5 protein-coding genes and 1 pseudogene are annotated in these 3,554 nt (G+C 47.5%); 2 read left to right on the top strand and 4 right to left on the bottom strand.

Annotated elements, in window-relative coordinates; genetic code table 11:
• Both IM507_RS13695 and IM507_RS13690 read left to right on the top strand, forming a co-directional pair.
• A pseudogene (locus tag IM507_RS13695) lies at window positions 1-129 on the top strand (RNA-guided endonuclease TnpB family protein); the annotation flags it as partial.
• A gap of 146 nt (window positions 130-275) precedes the next feature.
• Window positions 276-1,619, top strand: a complete 1,344-nt coding sequence (locus tag IM507_RS13690) for a chloride channel protein (RefSeq protein WP_024970614.1) — start codon at window positions 276-278, stop codon at window positions 1,617-1,619.
• A 140-nt stretch (window positions 1,620-1,759) separates the two neighbouring features.
• On the opposite strand, the gene IM507_RS13685 is transcribed toward IM507_RS13690, so the two are convergent.
• The 4 genes from IM507_RS13685 to IM507_RS13675 form a co-directional block, all read right to left on the bottom strand.
• A complete protein-coding gene (locus IM507_RS13685; protein ID WP_069473961.1) occupies window positions 1,760-2,401 on the bottom strand; it encodes an EH signature domain-containing protein in 642 nt (213 codons plus the stop codon).
• Between the two features lie 348 nt (window positions 2,402-2,749).
• On the bottom strand, window positions 2,750-2,947 hold the full coding sequence (locus tag IM507_RS13680) for a DUF6887 family protein (RefSeq protein ID WP_002736866.1): 198 nt from the start codon (window positions 2,945-2,947) through the stop codon (window positions 2,750-2,752).
• Window positions 2,937-3,149 (bottom strand): DUF6888 family protein, encoded by a 213-nt coding sequence (locus tag IM507_RS23705; protein ID WP_002736601.1) that lies wholly within the window; start codon window positions 3,147-3,149, stop codon window positions 2,937-2,939. The genes IM507_RS13680 and IM507_RS23705 overlap by 11 nt, the downstream gene beginning before the upstream one ends.
• 210 nt (window positions 3,150-3,359) lie before the next feature.
• On the bottom strand, window positions 3,360-3,554 hold a 195-nt coding region (locus IM507_RS13675; RefSeq protein WP_287637206.1), incomplete at its 5' end, for a transposase.

Raw genomic sequence — 3,554 nt, 5'->3', positions numbered from 1 at the left:
AGTAAAAATATTTTGGCCGCAGGGCTTGCGGTGTCAGTCTGTAGAGCGACCATAAGACCAGAACAGAGTAAATCTGTTAAGGCAGGTGCGAAAAATCCTTCGGGAAAGAAGCAGAAACCCAAATCGTGAGGTTTGGGAATCACCGTCCGTTTACGGCGGTGAGGATGTCAAGAGCCTTCAAGCCGACATTTTAGGTAAAGACTTTCAGGGTGTTTTGCTTGACGACTCAAATGGACTTGCTATCGGAACAATAAAAGCTTAACTTTCTGTGCGCGATGCTAAATAACAAACTACAACTTCTGTTAACCAGGGTAGGCCCATGGACCGTTGCTGGTCTGCTCGGCGGTTTGATCGGCTCTCTGGCCGCGGTATTGCTGACTGAGGCAATTAAGCAAACCCTGAGAATTGCCTCTGACCTAGGTAACTTTTGGCTACTGCTGCTGCCGCTGGTGGGCGTTACCTTAGCAGTGCTAGTCCTGTTTGGACTGGGTAAGGGCCAACCTGTGCAGACCTTAGCTCCCCGCGAGGCCACTGCCTCTGGCCGCTGGGGTTCTCTCATGGCCTGGTACTCCTTCCCCCATGACATTGCTCGCGCCGACCTGACCGGTGACGTGGTGAACGCATCCGGCGCCGAAGAGCGCTTCCCCTGGAATCTAGCCCCCTTGCGCGCCCTGGCCATCCTCTCCACCGTTGGACTGGGTGCGCCCATGGGAACAGAATCACCGGCGGCTCATATTGGCGTGGCGACGGGAACCTGGTTGGGTAGCATAAATCCAGCCCTGCGTCAACTGGTGCGGCCTCTGGCCATCGGTGGCGGTGCGGCCAGTGTTTCTGCCCTGATGGGAATCCCTCTGGTGGGCAGCTTTTTTATGTTTGAGTTGAGTCAGCGACGCCAGGTTCCGATCACCCCGGAGCGGGCAGCGGCGATGTTAGCCGGGGGACTGGTGGGATGGGGAGTCAACGCTGCCTTTAAGCTGCAACTGATCCGGCTGGTGGTGCCGCAGGTTGCCCCGACTGACTTCTGGGATGCGGTGGGTGCCACTTTATCGATCGGAGCGATCGCTGGCATGATTACAGCCCTCACCGGTGAGGCGATCTACTGGGCCAGAGGCTTGCGGGACAGGCCTGGCACTCGTCTCCTCATTGGTGGCCTGATGATGCTGTTCTTGGCGATCGTGATCGGACGGGTGGCGACTCCGGCAGCGGCTTTTGGGCCGGGGGGAGCTGCTATCGTCTGGGCCGAAAACATTAAAACAACTCCTTACCATCTGTTAGCGGTAGCTCTGCTCCGGGCCGCGGCCACCACCGCTGCGGTTTTAGCCGGGGGCTGTGGCGGCGTGTTTGTCCCTTTTCTGGCGATCGGCGACCTCAGTGGCCGGGTGTTCGCCACCACCTTTGAGATTTCGGGGGATCTGGCGGGTGCGGCGGGGGCAGCGGCCGGTATTGCTGGTGGCTATCGCCTACCTTTGACTGCCGTAGCGATGGTGCTGGGGGTGGGGGGGCCGGGGGCAGCCCAGCTAACCTGCCTTGCTACAGTGGTGGTTGCTGCCCTTTCGGGATTGGTGGCCGCACGGGCAGCCAATCAACTTTCTAGTTCCCTCCGGGCAATGATCCGCTAGAAGCCACGGTCAGGGGAATTACTGTGATATCTAGAGGGTGCAAGTTCTTTGCGCCCCTAATTTTGGGATTGTTGTCTAACGCAATCTACCAGATCAGCGATCGCACTCAACTTAATATCAACAGACTTTCTGTTTCACTATCAAAAATCAAATATACACAACTCTGTGGGATTGCTTCCGTCATCTTCTAATTTCAGAATGTCTTGATATTCCCTAAATTTATTGCCAATAATAGAATAGGTTTGTTCAGGAAGTAAAATTTTTATTCTCATAAAACTATTGCTATAATTACTCCAGAAAAGCTGGCGATTTATAAGTTGCTTTTCATCATTATTTCCAAGGTATATATTATTGACAATTAAGTTCACTAAGTCTCGAAAATTGTTATAATTAATAGCTCCTATTAAATTTCTAAAGTTTTGCCTAGCTACTAGAGAAATAAGAGCTTGTTTCTGATGATTGTTATAATTATTTTTTAGCCATGAAACTAATAGTGGAAATTTAATAGCAATATCTATCGAAAGATTACTTAAAATAAAATCAACCGAAGAAGCTTGTTCTCTCTCTGGCATTTGATCAAGGCAACGCAATAACCAATCAACGGTATCGCTATTTACTTGATTGCTCTTGATAAAGTACGGAGAAATTTCTGAAATATATTCGCTAAAAATTGGGATAGGCGGTAGTGTATATTTATCTCTATTTACTAATTCACTAGGCGTTAAGTTTCGATACTGTTGCAATTGAAAAAACGGCAAGGGTAATCCAATGAAATAGATCATTGTCCCAAATAATGTTGAAGATCGTTAAAAATGACTGCATTGTGTTAGGTTACTCAAATATTTGTAGGTAGATTACTGCTTTACTTTGGTACAAATTGTACTTGACAAACGACACGGAGTATAGAGTGCCAGCTTGACAACCTTTGAGTCGGTCTCGGAGACACTCAATGGGTTAACCTAAGAATGAACAGCGGTCGGCATTCCCCAGTTAGTTATTATGGCAAAAGGCTTTGGTCAGCTAGTTTTGACCCGCCAGCAGCAACAAGAAGCAAAGCTCTTGAGAAAGATTGTTCTTCAGCATTTTCAGCATTTGCCAGACCCCAGAGTCAGCCGCAAAAAAGACTATACCTATAAAGTCCCTTCAATTTTACGGCGAATCACCTCCTCCATTTGACGTAAACCCTCCTCCGTACTAGGGAAATTATACCTGATCGCATTCGGATCACGACGACTCATCAACGCCCGCAAAGCCTCATCATCCTCACGGTGTTGTAGAACATAGGCTCTGAGAGTGGACTTGCTCATTTCGTTAAAATTAGGCTTCATTTGGCAAAAACTCCCAATTTCTATCGGCATAAATAATCAATTCAATGTCTTCACCTGCCAAGATATAAATTTCGCCCCGTAACGGGTCAAATCGGAATAAAACAATGTCCCGAAATCCATCCGAGAGACTTTGGCAAAGCTCAACCGACTTAATAGCTTGCTGTGTGGTTAACGAAAACAACTTACCTCCAAATGATAACACCTTTTCAGTTTACTCTAATTACCCTCAACTCTCACAAGCCCACTCATTAGTAAATTCTCAAAAAGTGCTGGTAGAAAAGCCATAGCCTAGTACCTAGGCGGTCAAACAGCCTAAGTAATACCAAATCCGCCTTGGAAAGTAAAGTAACAAATTAAGAATAAGTAAGCCAATGATAGTTGGTCAAGTTTTTCTGAGAGGGGGACAAGCGAGCTAGAAGGTAGATAGGGCAAGCAATATCGCTCTTTGTCCTTTGATGTAATCCTTCAACCGATAGCGGCTAATTTGCATTAGCTCTTCTATATTTTTTTGGAACATTTGATGTAGCTGGAGCCAATGATAGAGATGTTGACCCACATAAAAACTGCTGTGTCTGCGTTGACCTTTATATCTTTTTTCAGGTCTTGT

The organism is Microcystis sp. M20BS1, assembly GCF_020245305.1.
Lineage (GTDB): Bacteria > Cyanobacteriota > Cyanobacteriia > Cyanobacteriales > Microcystaceae > Microcystis > Microcystis ichthyoblabe_A.
Note: the sequence above shows the minus strand (reverse complement) of the source record. Positions and strands in the feature narration are given on the sequence as shown.

Bases quoted from the DNA above. Each gene is read 5' to 3' on its own strand.
- IM507_RS13690 (WP_024970614.1), top strand. From the start codon at position 276: ATGCTAAATAACAAACTACAACTTCTGTTAACCAGGGTAGGCCCATGG.
- IM507_RS13685 (WP_069473961.1), bottom strand. From the start codon at position 2,401: ATGATCTATTTCATTGGATTACCCTTGCCGTTTTTTCAATTGCAACAG.
- IM507_RS13680 (WP_002736866.1), bottom strand. From the start codon at position 2,947: ATGAAGCCTAATTTTAACGAAATGAGCAAGTCCACTCTCAGAGCCTAT.